This is a genomic window from Pseudomonas abieticivorans (genome assembly GCF_023509015.1).
In the GTDB taxonomy this organism is placed as follows: domain Bacteria; phylum Pseudomonadota; class Gammaproteobacteria; order Pseudomonadales; family Pseudomonadaceae; genus Aquipseudomonas; species Aquipseudomonas abieticivorans.
Genome location: NZ_CP094975.1, coordinates 4,115,061 through 4,134,677, shown reverse-complemented (window position 1 = coordinate 4,134,677; position 19,617 = coordinate 4,115,061). Strand labels below are relative to the sequence as shown.

Sequence of the window (19,617 nt, the reverse complement as noted above, 5' to 3'; positions counted from 1 at the left end):
GTCGTTTTCGCGTACTTTCGCACTACTTAACGACATAAGTCCTACAAGCTTTGCCGCCTATTCAGACGTTGGCTTGCTTTACCTGGCGCTCCAGTTCAATTTTAAGCCCCGCATCCAGGCTCAACTGCCGCGCCAACTCGTCCAAATAGGCGCGCTCCATGAAATGCTCGTCGTCGACCATCATCACACTGGCCACGTACATCTCGGCGGCGATTTCCGGGGTGCCGGCGGCGCGCGCCACCTCTTTAGGGTCCAGCGGCTTGTTCAATTCGGCGTGCAGCCACTCACGCAGTTGCGGGTCGGGGGTCAGGCGGCTGAACTCGCCCTCGATCAGTTCGCGCTCGCGGGCATCCACGTGGCCGTCGGCCTTGGCTGCGGCCACCAGGGCCTTGAGCACGGCCTGGCTGTGGGCCTCGACGTCGGCCTCGGGCACCCGGTCCAGGGTTTGCGCCTCGCCGCGTGGCGCCGTAGCCTGCTGCGCCTGCCAATTGCCCCAGGCCTTGTAGGCCAGCACGCCGACCGCCGCCAGGCCACCGTAGGTCAGCACCGTACCGCCCATTTTGCGGGCCTTTTTATTGCCCATCAGCAAACCCAGCGCGCCTGCGGCCAGGGCACCGCCGCCGGCGCCAGACAACAGCCCGCTCAAGGCGCCACCTTGGTTGCCGGAAGGCTTGGCGGCCTTGTTTTGCAACAGGTCCTGGCCGGATTTAAGTAGCTGGTCGAGCAGGCCGCGGGTATTCATGGTGACCACCTCAAGGGGCAAAAAAGACTGCCTTGAGGTTATGACGAAGCCGAACGGAGCGCTGCCAAGGATTTGCTTCCAGATGTTGCTTGAGCAAGCCTGGCCATTGATTAAAAAGATATACACTGCCTGCCATACATAAAACGCGCTCACCGAGTAGCCCCGTCATGATGACCTTGCGCCAGATCCGCCATTTTATCGCGGTGGCCGAAACCGGCTCGATCTCCGCGGCCGCCCAGGCCGTGTTCATTTCCCAATCGACCCTGACCCTGGCCATCCAGCAACTGGAGGAAGAGATTGGCGTGAGCCTGTTCAACCGCCACGCCAAGGGCATGACCCTGACCCACCAGGGTCATCAGTTCCTGCGCCAGGCGCACTTGATCCTGGCTACCGTGGACAACGCCAAGCGCAGCCTGCAGCAAAGCACCGACCAGGTGGCTGGGCAGTTGATCGTCGGGGTGACCAGCCTGGTGGCCGGCTACTACCTGGCGGACCTGGTGACCCGCTTCCAGCGTGCCTACCCCAATGTCGAGATTCGCGTGATGGAGGACGAGCGCCCCTACATCGAGCATCTGTTGGTGAGCGGCGAGATTGACGTCGGCGTGTTGATTTTGTCCAACCTGGAAGACCGCCATGCGCTGCAGACCGAAGTGCTCACCCACTCGCCCCATCGTTTGTGGCTACCCGCACAACACCCGCTGCTGGAGCACGACAGCATCAACCTGGCCGACGTGGCGCGTGAGCCGCTGATACAGCTCAATGTCGACGAAATGGACCGCAACGCCCAGCGCATCTGGGCCGGCGCGGGCCTGGCGCCGCATATTACCTTGCGCACCGCGTCCACCGAGGCTGTACGTAGCCTGGTGGCGGCGGGGCTGGGGGTATCGATCCAGCCGGACATGACCTACCGCCCCTGGTCGCTGGAAGGCGACATCATCGAGGCCCGGCCGTTGGCCGACCTCAGCCAGACCCTGGACGTCGGCCTGGCCTGGCGTCGCGGCACCGCCAGGCCGGCGTTGGTCGACCCGTTTTTGACCGTCGCCCGCGAACAACCGAACGGTGGGCGCAGGCTATCGATTTAATCGAATGCTGCGTTCAGTATTTAGAATTTGTAGACCGCCTGCCCGCGCACTAGTCTCTTCCCATCCAGACGCAAGGGCGCGAGGCCGGCTTCAAGGAGCCACACCTTGCCTTCCGATGACAAGAGATCCCGCAAAATGGCCAGCGCCCCCACTCCCCTGCCCACCCTGTTGTTGATCGACGGCGAACTGGTCGCAGGGCTGGGCGTGGCCGAGGCCATCATCAACCCGGCCACCGCCGAAGTGCTCACCCACATCGCCGAAGCAAGCCCCGAGCAGGTGGAAACGGCGATTTTGGCCGCCCACCGGGCCTTCGCCGGCTGGTCGCGGACCACGCCGCAGCAACGCGCCAACATTCTGCTGGCCATTGCCGACGCGGTGCTCAAGCACGCCGACCACCTGGCCCGCCTGGAAGCGCTGAACTGCGGCAAGCCCTTGCACTTGGCGCGCCAGGACGACCTGAACGCCACGGTGGACGTGTTTCGCTTTTTCGCCGGTGCCGTGCGCTGTCAAACCGGGCAATTGGCCGGTGAGTACGTGCCGGGCTACACCAGCATGGTGCGCCGCGACCCGATCGGCGTGGTGGCCTCCATCGCGCCGTGGAACTACCCGATCATGATGGCCGCCTGGAAAATCGCCCCGGCCCTGGCTGCCGGCAACACCCTGGTGTTCAAGCCGTCCGAGCACACGCCGCTGTCGATCCTGGCCTTGGCGCCGATCCTCAATGAACTGCTGCCGCGCGGTGTGCTGAACATTGTCTGTGGCGGCGGCGAGGGCGTTGGCAGCCACCTGGTCAGCCACCCGAAGGTGCGCATGGTGTCGCTTACCGGCGACATCGTCACCGGGCAAAAAATCCTTCAGGCCGCGGCCAAGACCGTCAAGCGCACCCACTTGGAGCTGGGTGGCAAGGCACCGGTGATTGTCTGTGACGATGCCGACATCGACGCCGTGGTGCAGGGCGTGCGCAGCTACGGCTACTACAACGCCGGGCAGGATTGCACCGCCGCGTGCCGCATCTACGCCCAGGCCGGCATCCACGACAAGCTGGTGGCCGAACTCGGAGCGGCAGTCAGCAGCCTGCGCTTTGCCGGCAAGCGCGACGCCGACAACGAACTGGGCCCGCTGATCAGCTCGCGCCAGCGCGACCGCGTGGCCAGCTTCGTGGAACGCGCCCTGAGCCAACCGCATATCGAACGCATTACTGGAGCCGCCGTTCATTCGGGCCCGGGCTTCTTTTATCAACCAACGCTGCTGGCCGGCTGCAAGCAAACCGACGAGATCGTCCAGCGCGAGGTGTTCGGCCCGGTGGTCACCGTGACCCGCTTCGAGCACCTGAGCCAGGCGGTGGATTGGGCCAATGACTCGGAGTACGGCCTGGCTTCGTCCATCTGGACCCAGAACCTGGACAAGGCCATGCAAGTGGCCGCGCGCCTGCAATACGGCTGCACCTGGATCAACAGCCACTTCATGCTCACCAGCGAGATGCCCCACGGCGGCCTCAAGCGCTCGGGCTACGGCAAGGACCTGTCCAGCGATTCGTTGCAAGACTACAGCGTGGTGCGCCACATCATGGCGCGCCACGGCGACCACCTGAATTGACCCGACTATTCTAATAACCAGCTGCACCGCTGCACCCGTTCGACACTGCCCCGACCATAATTTAAAGAAGAGGGAAAACCATGTACGTGCACAAGACGGCACTGCTCAGCGCTTTGACCACCGCCCTGCTGGCCAGCGCCAGCCTGCAGGCCGCCGAGCCGCTCAAGGCGGTGGGCGCCGGTGAAGGCCAGCTGGATATCGTGGCGTGGCCTGGGTACATCGAACGGGGCGAAAGCGACAAGGCCTACGACTGGGTCACCGGCTTTGAGAAAGAGACTGGCTGCAAGGTCAACGTCAAGACCGCCGCCACCTCCGACGAGATGGTCAGCCTGATGGCCAAGGGCGGCTACGACCTGGTCACAGCCTCCGGCGATGCGTCGCTGCGGTTGATCGTGGGCAAGCGCGTGCAGCCGATCAACACCGCCTTGATCCCCAACTGGAAAAACCTCGACCCACGCCTCAAGGATGGCCCGTGGTACGTGGTCAACAAGCAGACCTACGGCACCCCGTACCAGTGGGGCCCGAACGTGCTGCTGTACAACACCAACACCTTCAAGACCGCGCCCACCAGCTGGGGCGTAGTGTTCCAGGCCCAGGACCTGCCCGATGGCAAGCCCAACAAGGGCCGCGTGCAGGCCTACGACGGGCCGATCTACATCGCCGATGCGGCGCTGTACCTCAAGAGCGCCAAGCCGGAGCTGGGCATCCAGAACCCCTACGAGTTGACCGAAACCCAGTACAAGGCCGTGCTCGACCTGTTGCGCGCCCAGCATCCGTTGGTGCACCGCTACTGGCATGACGCGACCGTGCAGATGAGCGACGTGAAAAACGAAGGCGTGGTGGCGTCCAGCTCCTGGGGCTACATGGTCAACGGCCTGAAAGCCGACAACCAGCCCGTGGCCTCGACCATTCCCAAAGAGGGCGCCACCGGCTGGGCCGACACCACCATGCTGCACGCCGACGCCCAGCACCCCAACTGTGCCTACAAGTGGATGGACTGGTCGCTGCAACCCAAAGTGCAGGGCGACGTGGCCGCCTGGTTCGGCTCCTTGCCTGCCGTGCCGGCCGCTTGCCAAGGCAGCGAGCTGCTGGGCGCCGAGGGCTGCAAGACCAACGGGTTCGATCAGTTCGACAAGATTGCCTTCTGGAAAACCCCGCAGGCCGAGGGCGGCAAGTTCGTGCCGTATAGCCGCTGGACCCAGGATTACATCGCGATCATGGGCGGCCGATAGGGCCGACTCGCGGATAAATCCGCGCCTACCGTTTGTGTAGGAACGGATGTATCCGCGCCCCCTTCACATCGATTCAACTGACCACCAGAAGTCCATGGCCGGGCCTTTTGTGCCGACCCGCGCCTATCCGGAGCACCGCATCATGACGCTTGCAGTCCAATTTACCCACGTTTCCCGTCTATTCGGCGAAGTGAAGGCCGTAGACCGGGTTTCCATCGACATCCAGGACGGCGAGTTCTTTTCCATGCTGGGCCCATCGGGCTCGGGCAAAACCACCTGCCTGCGCCTGATTGCAGGCTTCGAACAACCCAGTGCCGGCTCCATCCGCATCCATGGCCAGGAGGCCGCAGGCCTGCCGCCCTACCAGCGCGACGTGAACACCGTGTTCCAGGACTATGCGCTGTTCCCGCACATGAACGTGCGCGACAACGTGGCCTACGGTTTGAAAGTAAAAGGCGTGGGCAAGGCCGAGCGCCTGCAACGCGCCGAAGAGGCGCTGGCGATGGTCGCGCTGGGCGGCTATGGCGAGCGCAAGCCGGTGCAATTGTCCGGTGGCCAGCGCCAGCGCGTGGCCCTGGCCCGCGCCCTGGTCAACCGCCCGCGGGTGCTGCTGCTGGATGAACCCCTGGGGGCCCTGGACCTCAAGCTGCGCGAACAGATGCAGGGCGAATTGAAGAAGCTGCAACGCCAACTGGGCATTACCTTCATCTTCGTCACCCACGACCAGACCGAAGCGCTGTCCATGTCCGACCGCGTGGCCGTGTTCAACAAGGGCCGCATCGAGCAGGTCGACACCCCGCGCAACTTGTACATGAAGCCAGCCACCACCTTCGTCGCCGAATTCGTCGGCACCTCCAACGTGCTGCGCGGCGAACTGGCCCGGCACTTGAGCGGCAGCGACCAGCCCTTCTCGATCCGCCCGGAACACATCCGCCTGGGCGATGCCACCGTGGCCAGCCACGAAGTCGCCGTCAGCGGCCTGCTGCACGACATCCAGTACCAAGGCAGCTCCACCCGTTACGAGCTCAAGCTCGATGGCGGCCAGACGCTTGCCATCAGCCAGGCCAACAGCGAGTGGCAGGCCCACGACAGCCCTCTGCAACCCGGCCAGCGCCTGAACGCTCGCTGGGCCCGCGAGGCCATGACCGCCTTGCGCGACACGGCCGCGAGCGAGGGCCTGTAACATGACCCTGGCCCTGGAAAAACACCTGCCGGCGCAGAACGTCTCGCCACTAAGGCGCTTCTCGAACCTGTTGTACCGCAAGCCCAACCTGTACTTGGCGATGCTGTTGATCGCGCCCTTGATCTGGTTCGGTGCGATCTACCTGGGCTCATTGCTGAACCTGTTATGGCAAGGGTTCTACACTTTCGACGACTTCACCATGGCGGTCACCCCCGACCTGACCCTGGCCAACTTCGCGGCGCTGTTCAACCCGGCGAATTTCGACATTATCCTGCGCACCCTGGGCATGGCCGTGGCGGTGTCGATCGCCAGCGCCATCGTCGCCTTCCCGATCGCCTATTACATGGCGCGCTACACGACTGGCAAAACCAAAGCGTTTTTTTACATCGCGGTGATGATGCCGATGTGGGCCAGCTACATCGTCAAGGCCTATGCCTGGACGCTGCTGCTGGCCAAGGGCGGCGTGGCGCAGTGGTTCGTGCAGCACCTGGGCCTGGCGCCACTGTTGCAGCTGGTGCTGCAGATTCCGGGCGTGGGTGGCAGCACGCTGTCCACCTCGCACCTGGGGCGGTTTCTGGTGTTCGTCTACATCTGGTTGCCGTTCATGATCCTGCCGATCCAGGCATCGCTTGAGCGTCTGCCGCCTTCCTTGCTGCAAGCCTCCGCAGACCTGGGCGCCAAGCCACGCCAAACCTTCCTGCAGGTGATTTTGCCGCTGTCTATCCCGGGCATCGCCGCAGGTTCCATCTTCACCTTCTCGCTGACCCTGGGCGACTTCATCGTGCCGCAACTGATCGGCCCGCCGGGTTACTTCATCGGCAGCATGGTGTACGCCCAGCAAGGCGCCATCGGCAACATGCCCATGGCCGCGGCCTTTACCTTGGTGCCCATCGTGCTGATCGCCGTTTACCTCTCAATCGTCAAACGCCTGGGGGCTTTCGATGCACTCTGAAAAGGCTTCACTGGGGCTGCGCATCGCCGCCTGGGGCGGGCTGGTGTTCCTGCACTTCCCGATCCTGATCATCTTTTTGTACGCCTTCAACACCGAAGACGCGGCCTTCAGCTTTCCCCCCCGGGGCTTCACGCTCAAGTGGTTCAGCGTGGCATTCGCCCGGCCTGACGTGCTGGAGTCGATCAAGCTGTCGCTGCAGATCGCCTGCGTGGCCACGTTGATCGCCATCGTGCTCGGCACCCTGGCTTCGGCCGCGTTGTACCGGCGCAACTTCTTCGGCAAGGAAGGCATCTCGCTGATGCTGATTTTGCCGATCGCCCTGCCGGGCATCATCACCGGTATCGCCCTGCTGTCGGCGTTCAAGACCCTGGGGATCGAGCCTGGCATGTTCACCATCATCGTCGGCCACGCCACCTTCTGCGTGGTGATCGTCTACAACAACGTGATCGCCCGCCTGCGCCGAACCTCGCAAAGCCTGATCGAGGCCTCGATGGACCTGGGCGCCGACGGCTGGCAGACCTTTCGCTACATCATCCTGCCCAACCTCAGCTCCGCGTTGCTGGCCGGCGGCATGCTGGCGTTCGCGCTGTCGTTCGATGAAATCATCGTCACCACCTTCACCGCCGGGCACGAACGCACCCTGCCGATCTGGTTGCTCAACCAGCTCAGCCGGCCGCGCGACGTCCCGGTGACCAACGTGGTCGCCATGCTGGTGATGCTGGTGACCATGCTGCCTATCCTGGGCGCCTACTACCTGACACGCGGCGGCGAAAGCGTGGCCGGCAGTGGCGGCAAATAAACCCTCTGTCACGGGAACAACACCATGCAAACCCAACTTTTAATCAACGGCCAACTGGTCACCGGCGAAGGCCCTGCACAAGCGGTGTTCAACCCTTCGCTGGGCCGCGTGCTGGTGGAAATCAACGAAGCCAGCGAAGCCCAGGTCGACGCGGCCGTGCGCGCCGCCGACAACGCGTTCGACAGCTGGTCGCAAACCCCGCCCAAGGACCGCTCGCTGCTGTTGCTGAAATTGGCCGACGCCATTGAAGCCCACGGCGAGGAACTGGCCAAGCTTGAGTCGGACAACTGCGGCAAGCCCTACAGCGCCGCGCTGAATGATGAGATCCCGGCGATTGCCGACGTGTTCCGCTTTTTCGCCGGTGCCAGCCGCTGCATGAGCGGCTCGGCCGGGGGCGAATACCTGCCGGGCCACACCTCGATGATCCGCCGCGACCCGGTGGGCGTGATCGCCTCCATCGCGCCGTGGAACTATCCGCTGATGATGGTCGCCTGGAAGATCGCCCCGGCCCTGGCCGCCGGCAATACCGTGGTGCTCAAGCCGTCCGAGCAAACCCCGCTGACTGCCCTGCGCCTGGTTCAACTGGCCAACGACATCTTTCCCGCCGGCGTGCTCAACCTGGTGTTCGGCCGCGGCCCAAGCGTGGGCAGCCCGCTGGTAACCCATCCGAAAGTGCGCATGGTGTCGCTCACCGGCTCCATCGCGACCGGCGCCAACATCATTTCCAGTACCTCGGACAGCGTCAAGCGCATGCACATGGAACTGGGCGGCAAGGCGCCGGTGATCATCTTCGACGACGCCGACATCGATGCCGCCGTGGAAGGCATCCGCACGTTCGGGTTCTACAACGCCGGGCAAGACTGCACGGCTGCCTGCCGCATCTACGCCCAAGCCGGCATCTACGAAGCGTTCGTCGAGAAACTCGGCGCCGCCGTCAGCAGTATCAAGTACGGCTTGCAGGACGACCCGGCCACCGAGCTGGGCCCGCTGATCACCGCCCAACACCGCGACCGCGTCGCCGGTTTCGTCGAGCGCGCCGTGGCCCAGTCGCATATCCGCCTGGTCACCGGTGGCAAGGCAGTGGAGGGCAATGGCTTTTTCTTCGAGCCCACCGTACTGGCCGATGCACAGCAGGACGATGAGATCGTGCGCCGCGAGGTATTCGGGCCGGTGGTATCGGTCACGAAATTCGACAACGAAGCCCAAGTGCTGGGCTGGGCCAACGACTCGGACTACGGCCTGGCCTCATCGGTCTGGACCGCCGATGTCGGCCGCGCCCACCGCCTGGCCGCCCGCCTGCAATACGGCTGCACCTGGGTGAACACCCACTTCATGTTGGTGAGCGAGATGCCCCATGGCGGGCAGAAGCTGTCGGGTTACGGCAAGGACATGTCCATGTACGGGCTGGAGGACTACACCACCGTGCGGCATGTGATGTTCAAGCATTGATGTGAAGAACGGCGCGTAAGAACCCGAGTGTAGGAGCGGATTTATCCGCGAACCAAACAACTCGCATACCACTGAAAAAACAACAATCAGGGGCGGCCGCAAGGCACGCCCCCAGCTCCTTACAACCAGAATCTGCCGACCCAACGGAGACAGACACACATGAGCACTTCCCCCGACATGGCCGCCGCCGAACGCGACGCCGAACAGCTCAGGCAACTGGGCTACACCTCCAACTTCAACCGCAGCATGAGCCTGTGGGAAAACTTCGCCCTGGGCTTCACCTACCTCTCGCCGGTGGTGGGCGTGTACACCTTGTTCGGGCTGTGCCTGGCCGCCGGCGGGCCGCCGATGTTCTGGGCCTACCTGCTGGTGGGCATCGGCCAGATGCTGGTGTGCCTGATCTTTGGTGAAGTGGTCTCGCAGTTCCCGATTTCCGGTGGCGTGTACCCGTGGGCGCGCCGCCTGGTGGGCAAGCGCTGGGCGTGGATGGTCGGCTGGATCTACTCCATCGCCCTGTGCGTGACCATTGCCGCCGTGGCCGTGGGTGCCGGGCCTTACCTGGCGGTGATGCTGGGTTTTGAACCGAGCAACAACACCAACATCGTCATCGCCTTGGTGCTGACCCTGTTCGCCACCCTGGTGAACCTCAGCGGTACCAAGGTGCTGGCACGCATCGCCATGTTCGGCTTCATCTGCGAACTGGTCGGCGCGCTGATCGTCGGTGTCTACCTGTTGATCTTCGAACGTCACCAGCCGTTCAGCGTGCTGTTCAACACCTTCGACATCAGCGTCAACGGCTCTTACCTGCCGGCCTTCCTCACCGCCTCCCTGGCGGGAATGTTCCTGTACTACGGCTTCGAAGCCTGCGGCGACGTGGCCGAGGAAACCCCCAACCCCAGCAAGAAAATCCCGGTGGCCATGCGCATGACCATTTGGATTGGCGGCATCTCGGCGATGTTCGCCTGCCTGGCACTGATCCTGGCCGTGCCGGACATGCAGGCGGTGATCAACGGCACCGACAAGGACCCGGTCACCACCGTGCTCAACAACGCCTTCGGCAGCATTGGCTCGCGGGTGATCATGGCCGTGGTGATGGTCTCGTTCATCTCCTGCGTGATCAGCCTGCAAGCGGCCGCCAGCCGCCTGTTGTACTCCTACGCGCGCGATGAAATGGTGGTGGGCAGCGGCCTGCTCAAGCGCCTGTCGGCCAGCACCCAGGTGCCGGTGAACGCCCTGTTCGTGGCCGGCGTGCTGCCAGCGCTGATCATCATCCTCGGGTTTTTCCTGCAGGACGCCGTGGCCACCATCGTCAGCTTCGCCGCCATCGGCATCTACCTGGCGTTCCAGATGATCGTGCTGGCCGCGCTGTACGCCCGCACCCGTGGTTGGAAACCCAGCGGTCAATTCACTCTGGGCGCCTGGGGCCTGCCGGTGAACATCGGCGCGCTGCTGTATGGCATCAGCGCCATCATCAACATGGCCTGGCCACGCACGCCGGATGCGGCGTGGTACATCAACTACGCGATGGTGGTGACCACCGTGGTGGTGATCGGCCTCGGCCTGGTGTACATGTGGCTGGCCAAGCCGTATGACAAGGGCACTGCGCCGGCGGGAGACGCCTGGAAGATCGGCCGCTAAGGGCTTCACCCGATACCCTTTTGGATGACACCGGCCGCACACGCGGCCGGCTCTGAGGTAAATTCCTGAACCGTTGTAATCCCCTTCCGAACCGCCTTTCAGTGGGTTGCAGCGGCCTGGAACTCAAGCCATATTGCCCCTGCAACGCCCCTATCCCTTCTCAACGCAGACACCGGCGAACAGGACGTATATACTATGCGTATATCCTTTAGTGAGATATTTGCAATGACCTTCGCCCGAGTCTTTCAATCCGGCAACAGCCAGGCCGTGCGCCTGCCAAAAGAATTCCGCCTGGATGTCGATCGCGTCGAGATTTTTCGTCGCGGTGACGAGATCGTCCTGCGTGAACACCCCGTCAATGCCAGCGCTATCTTCGACGCGCTCACGCAATTGCCCGCCGATTTCATGGAGGGGGGCCGCGACGATAGCGCACCACAAGAACGCGAGAACTTCTGATGAGCGTGCGCTACCTGCTGGACACCAATATCTGCATCTACATCGCCAAGCACAACCCGGCCTCGGTCAGGGAGCGCTTCCAGCGCCATAGTGCCTCGGAACTGGCAATGTCCGTCGTCACGCTGGGGGAACTGCGCTTTGGTGCACAAAAAAGCCAGGCAAGGGAACGCTCCCTGCTTGCCGTCAACCATCTGCAGTCCTTGATCCAAGTGGCTGAACTGCAACCCTGCGTGGGTGAGCACTACGGGGAAATCCGTGCGCAGCTTCAGGCCAGCGGTCAGGTCATTGGCAACAACGACCTCTGGTTGGCCGCCCATGCTCGCAGCAATGATTGGATTTTGGTCAGCAACAACGTGCGCGAATTCGAGCGGGTACAGGGCCTTCAGGTAGAAAACTGGGTCCCGTAACAGCGGGTGCATGCCCCTGTTGCATCAAGTTACATACGAAGTTTTTTACCGCGCTTGCGAACCGATCGCCCGTTTTGTTATCTCTTATGGGTTGGTTGCGTTTGGCCGAGGGCATGTCCAGACCTCTACTCCGATCCTCTCGGGCTGCCAGGATGCGGCGCGGGGTTCTATACAGGCTTTATCTATGCACCGCAGGCACCTCCTCAAGGCATCCATGGCCCTGGCGGCCTATACCGGGCTGTCGGCCAGCGGGCTGTTTGCCGCTCACGCCCTGGCGGCCACCGCCGATGGCGAGGCCGAGAGCTTCGACTTCGATTGGCTGCAGGCCCAGGCTAAAAAGCTCGCGGCCGCAGGCTACGTGAACGGCAAGCAAACCCTGCCGCCGACGCTCGCGAACATGACGCCGCAGCAGTTCAACGCCATCCAGTATGACGCCAAGCATTCCTTGTGGAACGAGCTCAACGGCCAGTTGGACGTGCAGTTTTTCCACGTGGGCATGGGCTTCAAGCAACCGGTGCGGATGTACAGCGTGGACCCGGCCAACAAAAAGTCCCGCGAAGTGCATTTCCGCCCGCCGCTGTTCAACTACCAGAACACCGGCGTAGACACCGCGCAGCTCAAGGGCGACCTGGGCTTTGCCGGCTTCAAACTGTTCAAGGCACCGGAGATGGCCAGCCATGACGTGCTGTCGTTCCTGGGCGCCAGCTACTTCCGTGCCGTGGATTCCACCGGCCAGTACGGCCTGTCGGCACGCGGCCTGGCCATCGACACTTACGCCAAGAAGCGCGAGGAGTTTCCTGACTTCACCAAGTTCTGGTTCGAGACACCGACCAAGGACAGTACCCGCTTCGTGGTCTATGCCCTGCTCGACTCACCGAGCGCCACCGGCGCCTATCGCTTTGACATCGACTGCCAGGCCGAGCGCGTGGTGATGGAGGTGGACGCCCACGTGTTCGCCCGTACCGCCATCGAGCAACTGGGCATCGCGCCGATGACCACCATGTTCAGCTGCGGCACCCACGAGCGCCGCATGTGCGACACCATTCACCCGCAAATCCACGACTCCGACCGCCTGGCCATGTGGCGCGGCAACGGCGAGTGGATCTGCCGGCCGCTGAACAACCCGGCCAAGCTGCAGTTCAACGCCTTCGCCGACAAAGACCCGAAAGGTTTCGGCCTGGTGCAGACCGACCACGAGTTCGCCAGCTACGAAGACACCGTGGACTGGTACAGCAAGCGCCCAAGCTTGTGGGTAGAACCCACCACCGCCTGGGGCGAGGGCTCGATCGACCTGCTTGAGATCCCCACCACCGGCGAGACGCTGGACAACATCGTGGCCTTCTGGACACCGAAAACCCCGGTGGCCGCCGGGGACACCCTGCATTACGGCTACAAGCTGTACTGGAGCGCCCTGCCCCCGGTAGGCACGCCACTGGCACGGGTACACGCCACCCGTTCCGGCATGGGCGGGTTTATCGAAGGTTGGGCACCTGGCGAGCATTACCCCGAGGTGTGGGCCCGGCGCTTTGCCGTGGACTTCAAGGGCGGTGGTTTGGAACGCTTGCCCGAAGGCACCGCGATCGAACCGATCGTCACGGCGTCCAACGGCAAGGTGCAGGACTTCAACGTGCTGGTGCTGCCAGACCGCGGCTATCGGATCACCTTTGACTGGTACCCGACCAATGACAGCGTCGACCCGGTGGAACTGCGCTTGTTCATCAAGACCAGCGACCGGACGTTGAGCGAGACGTGGCTGTATCAGTACTTCCCGCCGGCGCCGGACAAGCGCAAGTACACCTGATAGGCCCTTAGCGTGTTTTTCGCGAGTAAATCCGCTCCTGCAGGAGCGGATTTACTCGCGAACCGCTCAATCGCGCAAATCGGATTCGTGAATCGGCTGATCCCGATGCGTCGCCCGCTGGTACTGCGCAGGCCACGTTGCCTGCTTGCCGCCCAGGTCATCGTCGGCATGCAACGGCCAGTACGGATCACGCAACAACTCCCGCGCAAGCAAAATGATGTCTGCCTGGCAGGTGCGCAAAATGTGCTCGGCCTGGGCAGGCTCGGTGATCATGCCCACGGTGCCGGTGGCAATCCCCGACTCCTTTTTCACCCGTTCGGCAAAGCGCGTCTGATACCCAGGCCCAGTTGGGATCTCGGCATTGGCCGCGGTACCGCCCGACGACACGTCGATCAAATCCACCCCGATAGCTTTCAGGCGCTTGGCCAACTCCACGGTTTCGTCCGGGTTCCAGCCATCTTCCACCCAGTCGGTGGCCGACACACGCACGAACACTGGCAAGTCTTCAGGCCACACGGTACGAATCGCCTCGGTCACCTGCAGGGTCAGGCGAATACGGTTTTCGAACGAGCCGCCGTAGGCATCCTGGCGCTGGTTGCTGATGGGCGATAAAAATTGATGCAGCAGGTAACCGTGGGCAGCGTGCACCTCGACCACCTTGAAATTGGCCGTCAGCGCACGGCGGGCCGCCTCGACGAAGGCCAGGATCACTTCCTGGATCTGTGCTTCGTCTAACGCCGTGGGCGCCGTGTGGCGCGGGTCAAAGGCGATTTTCGATGGGCCGACCGGCACCCAGCCGCCCTCGCTCACCGGAATGCTGCCGGGTTTGGCCAGCCAGGGCTTGTAGGTGGACGCCTTGCGCCCGGCGTGGGCCAGTTGAATGCCCGGCACCGCGCCTTGGGAGATGATGAAACGGGTGATGCGCTGCAAGGGCTCGATCTGTTCGTCGTTCCACAGGCCCAAGTCTTCGGGGGTGATGCGGCCATCGGCGGTCACCGCCGTGGCTTCGGTAAAGACCAGCCCGGCGCCACCGGCGGCGCGGCTGCCCAAATGCACCAGGTGCCAGTCGTTGGCCAGGCCGTCGACACTGGAATACTGGCACATGGGCGAGACGGCAATGCGGTTGGGCAGGGTCAGGTTGCGAATGGTGTAGGGTTCAAGCAGCAAACTCATGGGTCACCTCTGGGGGCAGTGTTCGGACGTCAACACATCAGCGTGTTTAGAGCCTAGTCGACAACACCGCCGCCGGGAGGGTTCAGCGCGTTTTCTCAGCGCGGCTCCATGTGCGCGATCATCAACTGCACGGTTTCGTTGCCGCGAAATTCATTGAGGTCCAGCTTGTAGGCCAGCTCTACCCAGCGCACGGTGGGGTTGGGCCAGATCTCGCGGTCGATGCCAAAGGCGATACCGTCGAGCTTGACCGAGCCGCACTCGCTCTTGAGTACCACTTTCAGATGCCGCTCGCCCACCACGCGCTGCTCCACCAACTGGAACACACCGTGGAACAGCGGCTCGGGGAAGTGCTGCCCCCACGGCCCGGCATGGCGCAACGCGCGGGCCAGTTCCAAGTGAAATTCCTCCACGGCCAGGCTGCCGTCGGTCAGCAGGCGGCCGGTCAGGTCTTCTTCCTGCAATTGGCGGCGCACTTGCTGATCGAAAGCCTCGGCAAACGCCGGGAAGTTGCCTTCCGGCAGCGACAGGCCAGCGGCCATCGCATGCCCGCCGAACTTGCTGATCAAATCCGGGTGCTTGGCAGCCACCGCGTCCAGCGCATCACGGATATGAAAACCTGGCACCGACCGTGCCGAACCCTTGAGCATGCCCTCCCCGGCATCAGCGAAGGCGATGGTGGGCCGGTGATATTTCTCTTTCAGGCGTGAGGCCAGAATCCCGATCACGCCTTGGTGCCAGTCCGCATCGAACAGGCACAGGCCGAACGGCATCGATTCCAGCGGCAAATCCTTGAGCTGGGCCAGCGCCTCGCGCTGCATGCCTTGCTCGATGGATTTACGGTCCTGGTTCAACTCGTCCAGTTGCCCGGCCATTTCCCGCGCCAGCGCCGTGTCGTCGGTCAACAGGCATTCGATGCCCAGGCTCATGTCGTCCAGGCGCCCTGCCGCGTTCAACCGCGGGCCGAGGATAAAGCCCAGGTCGGTAGACGTGATGCGGCTGTGGTCACGCTTGGCTACCTCCAGGATCGCCTTCAACCCCGGCCGCGCCCGCCCGGCACGGATGCGCTCCAACCCTTGGTGCACCAGGATGCGGTTGTTGGCGTCCAGCGGCACAACGTCGGCGACGCTGCCCAAGGCGACCAGGTCGAGCAATTCGCCAATGTTCGGCTGTGGCTTGCTGTCGTAGTGGCCCAGGCTGCGCAAGCGCGCGCGCAGGGCCATCAGCACGTAGAAAATCACACCCACGCCTGCCAAGGCCTTGCTGGGAAACTCGCAACCGGGCTGGTTGGGGTTGACGATGGCATCGGCCGCCGGCAGTTCGTGGCCGGGCAGGTGGTGGTCGGTAACCAGTACCGTCAGCCCCGCCGCCTTAGCCGCCGCCACGCCTTCGACGCTGGAAATACCGTTGTCCACCGTTACCAGTAAGTCGGGCTGGCGCTCCAGGGCTACCTTGACGATTTCCGGGGTCAGCCCGTAGCCGTATTCGAAGCGGTTGGGCACCAGGTAGTCGACGTGGGCCGCGCCCAGCAAGCGCAGGCCCAGCAGGCCCACGGTGCTGGCAGTGGCGCCGTCGGCGTCGAAATCGCCGACGATGAGGATGCGTTGGCGACGCTCCAGCGCGACCACCAGCAAGTCTACCGCCGCATCGATGCCCTTGAGCTGCTGAAACGGGATCAACCGCGCCAGGCTCTTGTCCAGCTCGGCCTCCGATTGCACCCCGCGAGCCGCGTACAGGCGGGTCAGCAGGGGCGGTAATTCACCGAGAAAGGGCAGGATGGCAGGTAGTTGACGCGGTTCGATACGCATTGGGTGGCGGCGGCTTCTCTGGTTTAAAAAGTGGATAGGGGCAAAGGCGACGACTCAGCCGCGCTCGCCCATCAGCCATTCAAGCTGGACTTCATGCTGGCCACGGTCGTCGGTGACGAAAATCGTGCCTTCACTGATCATCACATCCCACTTGATCACGCGCGGCATGTCTTTGGCCAGGGTCTCCAGGACTTCCTGGGGCACGCCGGCGACGTTGACGTTTTTCAGGTTTTTCACCGTGTCCAGCACTCGGGTCTGCCAGACACGCAGGCTGCCGTAGGCCAGCAGGCTGGTGCGTTCGGTGCGGCGCGAACACCAGGTCAGGCGATCGGCGTCAGGCTGGCCCACTTCGATCCAGTGCAGCACGCGATCGTCCAGGCTTTTTTCCCACAAGGCAGGCTCATCGACGTCCGACAGGCCGCGACCGAAGGACAACTGTTCGTTGTACCAGAAGGCATAGGCCAGCAGGCGCACGGTCATGCGCTCTTCGGTTTCGGAAGGGTGGCGGGCGATGGTCTGCTTGACGCTCTCGTAGACCCCACGATCCAGGTCGGTGAGGTTGAGTTCGAATTTATAGGTCGTGGAGGGCTGTGCCATGAAAGGGGCTTCTTGCTGCGAGGAAAGTCGCACAGTCTAACCGAATGCGTGGCGCTTCACCGAATCGCAGGCAAAAGAAACCCCGGGCAGTGGGGAGGCTACCCGGGGTTAAACAGAGCCCCATTGGGGCCCGCACGACAGGGAGACAATCACCGGAGCTCAATGGTTGCCCCCTGCCCTTACTGAATCTGAGCATAGGTGCGCAAGAAGGTTCCCTACGCGTGCAATGAATTCATGGAAGCTGTCTGCGCAGCGTTGCGCAGGGCGGCAATCATGCACGGTTGCAGGCGACCTTCGGCCACCATCAGGTCGCGATGCAGGCCGTCGACCACATCGGTCAGGGCGCGCTGCTCGCTCAATTGATGGGCGCTGACCTGGCGTTCCAGGACCACTGCCCCCTTTGAATCACGCAACACCACGCGGCATTGCTGTTCCAGACCCGACGCCGTCACAGTGACCTGGTAGGGCGTCAGCGCTCGGCTAAGCAATAAGCTGATTCTTTCCATCTCGATCACCACTCAATTGTTATAAACCAAAGGTGTCTATCAAAGACTACGGCCAGGTGCGAAAAGTTCTAAACCTGCCGCGTCTTGAACGTGAACCAGCTATCAGAGCTTGCCCTTGGAATATGACAGATTTGCTGCGCCTGTCGAAAGCCCCGCTGGGCTGCGGAACCACCGTGTAGGCAACGGACTACAAAAAACGCCGACATCGGAACAGATGTGCCAGACTTTGCCGCAGGAAACGGACCGCCCGGAGTGCTGCACGCCCTTGAATGCCCCAACCCATACCCCCCTGCGCATCCTCCTTGCCGACGATCACCCGATCTTTCGGATCGGCTTGCGCGCCGTGATTCAGCAAGACCCCGGGCTGACCGTGGTCGGTGAGGCCAGTACCCCGCTGGAGGTCACCCAATGGCTGGCCGAAGGCGAATGCGATTTGCTGATCACCGACTTCATGATGCCAGCGGAAAACCAGAACGACGGCCTGCGCCTGCTGGAAACCATTCGCAGGCATTGGCCCGACCTGCCGATTCTGGTGGTCACCATGCTCAGCAATCCCGGGCTGTTCCGCGAAATGCTGGCGCTGGGGGTAAAGGGCGTGTTGAACAAGGCCAGCCTGGTGAGTGAGCTGCCCATTGCCATTGCCCATGTGCAGCGCCAGAAGGTGTTCATTGCCGAATCCATCAGCCAGGCGTTGCTGCAAGACGGCGAGGTGCGTCCCGACAAGCTGCTGGAGCGCGACCCGTTGTCCCCGCGCGAGCTGGAGGTGACCCGGCTGCTGGCGGGCGGGCTGTCCGTGAGCGAGATCGCCGCGCAGCTCAACCGCAGCAAACAGACCGTCAGCGCGCAAAAGGTCAACGCCATGCGCAAGCTCGGCGTGCCCAATGATGCCGCGCTGTTTATCTACCTGCAGGAACACGGCCTGAGCTGAGGCTCAAGCCGGGCAGTCCTCGGCCGCATTCCAGACGTGAGCCTGGGCGTTGGCCAGCCATTGCTCCAGTGCCGCGCGGGGCATTGGCCGGGCCACGTAGTAACCCTGCAACGCGGGCGCTCCCAAGGTACCCAGCGCCTGGTAATCGCTGGCCGTCTCGATGCCCTCCACAACCACGTCCAGGCTCATGCGCCGGGCCATGATCAGCGCCCCGGCCACCACCGCCGCCTTGCGCCCATCCTCAGCCATGCCGCGGACGAACTGGCTGGGGATCTTGATCTCGGAAAACGGCAACTCCAGCAGCCGCTGAATGTTCGAGTCCCCGACCCCATAGTCGTCCAGGCTCAGCCGACAACCGATCATGCGCAAGCGCAGCAGGGCTTCGACCTGCTCCTCGCTGGCCGTGGTCTCGCGGTTCTCCACCACCTCCAGGGTCAGCACCCGCGCCGGCAACCTATGCTGCTTGAGCAACGCCACGAGCTGAGGCGCAAACGTGCGATGCTCCAGCATCGCCGGCGGGATGTTGACCGACACTGACAGGTGCCGGCCGCTGGCATCACGGGTGTGCGCGCTGAACTGCAGCGCCGTGTCGAGCATGTGCCAGGTCAGGGGTTCCATCAGGCCGGCGTAGCTCACCAACGGCAAGAAGCTTGCCGGTGACAGCACGCCACGCTGCGGGTGGTGCCAGCGCACCAGCGCCTCGACCCCCAGCAGTTGCCCGTCCATCGCCACCTTGGGCTGGTAGTAGGCTTGCCATTGGGCTTTGAGCTGCGGCAACTCCTGCTCGGTCAGTTCGCTCAAAGGCACCAGCTCGTGCACTTCAAGCAGCGGTGGCAGGCGCTCGGCCTGCACGTCGCGCTGGCGATAGCTTTCCAGCAGGCGATGCAAGGTAGCCGGGGACGCAGGCTTTTGCAGCGCCGCCAGCACCCTCAAGCCCAGGTGGCGTGCCAGTTGCGCGACGTTGTCGAGCACGTTGCGCTCCACGCTGCTAAGGATGATCAGGGCCTTGGCCTGGCCGGTGCTGGCCAGGTGGCGAATCATGTCCAGCCCATCGGCGCCTTCCATTTGCAGGTCGCAGATCGCCACGTCGACGGCGCCGCGGCGCTCCAACGAGCGGCACGCTGCCTCGACGCTTTCAGCCGTCAGCACGTCGAACACGCCGCTGGCATTGAGCATCTGATGCAGGGCCATCAGCTGGAACGGGCTGTCTTCGAGAATCAGGACTTTAAGTGAGTGCATGGGAATACCTCCAGGGCATCAGGCGCGACCAG

The 19,617-nt window shown here is 63.2% G+C and carries 18 protein-coding genes; 12 read left to right on the top strand and 6 right to left on the bottom strand.

The genetic code is table 11. The annotated features are described in order from the left end of the window. Window positions 1-61 precede the first annotated feature (61 nt). Window positions 62-742: a tellurite resistance TerB family protein gene (locus L9B60_RS18995; protein ID WP_249672275.1), complete on the bottom strand. Its 681-nt coding sequence runs from the start codon at window positions 740-742 to the stop codon at window positions 62-64. 167 nt (window positions 743-909) lie between these two features. Between L9B60_RS18995 and L9B60_RS18990 the strand changes: the two genes are divergently transcribed. The 11 genes from L9B60_RS18990 (at window position 910) to L9B60_RS18940 (ending at window position 13,337) form a co-directional block, all read left to right on the top strand. Beyond that, window positions 910-1,824 (top strand): LysR family transcriptional regulator, encoded by a 915-nt coding sequence (locus L9B60_RS18990; protein ID WP_249672274.1) that lies wholly within the window; start codon window positions 910-912, stop codon window positions 1,822-1,824. A 135-nt stretch (window positions 1,825-1,959) separates the two neighbouring features. Beyond that, window positions 1,960-3,420 (top strand): gamma-aminobutyraldehyde dehydrogenase, encoded by a 1,461-nt coding sequence (locus L9B60_RS18985; protein WP_249672273.1) that lies wholly within the window; start codon window positions 1,960-1,962, stop codon window positions 3,418-3,420. 80 nt (window positions 3,421-3,500) lie between these two features. After that, window positions 3,501-4,652, top strand: coding sequence for a putative ABC transporter substrate-binding protein YdcS (gene ydcS, locus L9B60_RS18980; protein WP_249672272.1), 1,152 nt, complete (start codon window positions 3,501-3,503; stop codon window positions 4,650-4,652). 142 nt (window positions 4,653-4,794) lie between these two features. Continuing rightward, a complete protein-coding gene (locus tag L9B60_RS18975) occupies window positions 4,795-5,835 on the top strand; it encodes an ABC transporter ATP-binding protein (RefSeq protein WP_249672271.1) in 1,041 nt (346 codons plus the stop codon). A gap of 1 nt (window position 5,836) precedes the next feature. Further along, window positions 5,837-6,787, top strand: a complete 951-nt coding sequence (locus L9B60_RS18970) for an ABC transporter permease (RefSeq protein WP_249672270.1) — start codon at window positions 5,837-5,839, stop codon at window positions 6,785-6,787. Beyond that, window positions 6,777-7,586 carry an ABC transporter permease gene (locus L9B60_RS18965; protein ID WP_249672269.1) on the top strand — a complete coding sequence of 270 codons (810 nt, stop codon included), beginning with the start codon at window positions 6,777-6,779 and terminating at the stop codon, window positions 7,584-7,586. The genes L9B60_RS18970 and L9B60_RS18965 overlap by 11 nt, the downstream gene beginning before the upstream one ends. Before the next feature lie 24 nt (window positions 7,587-7,610). Continuing rightward, entirely contained in the window at window positions 7,611-9,035 is a 1,425-nt protein-coding gene (locus L9B60_RS18960; RefSeq protein ID WP_249672268.1) for a gamma-aminobutyraldehyde dehydrogenase, read from the top strand. A 159-nt stretch (window positions 9,036-9,194) separates the two neighbouring features. Next, the gene (locus L9B60_RS18955) at window positions 9,195-10,673 is read left to right on the top strand and encodes an APC family permease (protein WP_249672267.1); all 1,479 of its coding nucleotides are present in this window, start codon (window positions 9,195-9,197) and stop codon (window positions 10,671-10,673) included. Window positions 10,674-10,898: 225 nt separating this feature from the next. After that, on the top strand, window positions 10,899-11,129 hold the full coding sequence (locus tag L9B60_RS18950; protein ID WP_249672266.1) for an antitoxin: 231 nt from the start codon (window positions 10,899-10,901) through the stop codon (window positions 11,127-11,129). Then, complete coding sequence (gene vapC, locus L9B60_RS18945; protein ID WP_249672265.1) at window positions 11,129-11,536, top strand: type II toxin-antitoxin system tRNA(fMet)-specific endonuclease VapC; 408 nt, start codon at window positions 11,129-11,131, stop codon at window positions 11,534-11,536. The genes L9B60_RS18950 and vapC overlap by 1 nt, the downstream gene beginning before the upstream one ends. Window positions 11,537-11,720: 184 nt before the next feature. After that, window positions 11,721-13,337: a glucan biosynthesis protein D gene (locus tag L9B60_RS18940; protein WP_249672264.1), complete on the top strand. Its 1,617-nt coding sequence runs from the start codon at window positions 11,721-11,723 to the stop codon at window positions 13,335-13,337. A 66-nt stretch (window positions 13,338-13,403) separates the two neighbouring features. On the opposite strand, the gene L9B60_RS18935 is transcribed toward L9B60_RS18940, so the two are convergent. The 4 genes from L9B60_RS18935 to L9B60_RS18920 form a co-directional block, all read right to left on the bottom strand. Next, on the bottom strand, window positions 13,404-14,510 hold the full coding sequence (locus L9B60_RS18935) for an NADH:flavin oxidoreductase/NADH oxidase (protein ID WP_249672263.1): 1,107 nt from the start codon (window positions 14,508-14,510) through the stop codon (window positions 13,404-13,406). A 95-nt stretch (window positions 14,511-14,605) separates the two neighbouring features. Then, complete coding sequence (gene recJ, locus L9B60_RS18930) at window positions 14,606-16,315, bottom strand: single-stranded-DNA-specific exonuclease RecJ (protein WP_249672262.1); 1,710 nt, start codon at window positions 16,313-16,315, stop codon at window positions 14,606-14,608. A 54-nt stretch (window positions 16,316-16,369) separates the two neighbouring features. Next, complete coding sequence (locus L9B60_RS18925) at window positions 16,370-16,912, bottom strand: YaeQ family protein (RefSeq protein WP_249672261.1); 543 nt, start codon at window positions 16,910-16,912, stop codon at window positions 16,370-16,372. A gap of 215 nt (window positions 16,913-17,127) precedes the next feature. After that, window positions 17,128-17,418 carry a DUF3509 domain-containing protein gene (locus L9B60_RS18920; protein ID WP_249672260.1) on the bottom strand — a complete coding sequence of 97 codons (291 nt, stop codon included), beginning with the start codon at window positions 17,416-17,418 and terminating at the stop codon, window positions 17,128-17,130. A gap of 265 nt (window positions 17,419-17,683) precedes the next feature. On the opposite strand from L9B60_RS18920, the gene L9B60_RS18915 reads away from it, so the two are divergent. Beyond that, window positions 17,684-18,346, top strand: coding sequence for a response regulator (locus tag L9B60_RS18915; RefSeq protein ID WP_249672259.1), 663 nt, complete (start codon window positions 17,684-17,686; stop codon window positions 18,344-18,346). 3 nt (window positions 18,347-18,349) lie between these two features. Here L9B60_RS18915 and L9B60_RS18910 read toward each other — a convergent pair whose 3' ends face one another. Then, entirely contained in the window at window positions 18,350-19,585 is a 1,236-nt protein-coding gene (locus L9B60_RS18910; RefSeq protein WP_249672258.1) for an EAL domain-containing response regulator, read from the bottom strand. Between the last annotated feature and the right edge of the window lie 32 nt (window positions 19,586-19,617).